The sequence below is a fragment of the Arhodomonas sp. KWT genome (genome assembly GCF_010993615.1).
The window spans coordinates 1-710 of record NZ_WNXE01000869.1; the positions used below are offsets into that span (position 1 = coordinate 1).

General features: G+C 69.2%; 1 protein-coding gene. It reads right to left on the reverse strand.

Annotated features, from left to right (window positions below):
• A partial coding sequence (locus tag G7A99_RS22965; protein WP_163144351.1) for a branched-chain amino acid ABC transporter permease occupies positions 1–638 on the reverse strand: 638 nt, incomplete at its 3' end.
• Positions 639–710 lie beyond the last annotated feature (72 nt).

Below are 710 nucleotides of genomic sequence, written 5' to 3' on the forward strand. Positions count from 1 at the left end.
AGGGCGGCCAGCACGGTGCCGATGGTGAAGGTCAGCAGGAACACCCGGTTGGCGTTCACCCCCATGGCCGTCGCCGCCTCGCGGTCCTCGGCGGTGGCGGTGATGAGGTGGCCGAGCAGGGTGTGATGCAGGAACCACCGCAGCCCTACCAGCGTGAGCACGGCCACACCGGGCAGCAGCAGCACCTGGTAGGCGTTGTAGGGGATGCCGAGCACGTTGATGGTGCCCATCGCGTCGACCAGGCTGCTCGCCGCGTAGGGCTGCACGCCGAAGACCAGGCGCTGGACGTCCTCGAGGATCATGAAGATGGCGAAGGTGACCAGCAGCTGCAGCACCTCCTCCTTGACGTAGATGTAGCGCAGCACGAAGCGCTCGATGACCAGCCCGAGCACGCCGCCGGCCATCGCCGCGCCGATGACCAGCGCCGGCAGGTGCAGCCAGGGGCTGAGCCCGGCGGAGGCGATCGCCAGGCCGATGCCCGCCGACAGGTACGCGCCGATGGCGTAGAAGCCGCCGTGGGCGATGTTGAGGATGCGCATCACGCCGAAGATCAGCGTCATCCCGACCGCCACCATGAAGACCTGCGAGGCATACGCCAGGCCGTCGAGCACGGCGAGCGTGAAGATGATGAGGTCCACGGTTCCCCTCCCGCTTCAGGCCGCGGGGCGCCGGAGCGCCCCGCGATCAGGCCGTCGTCGATCCGCCGGGCT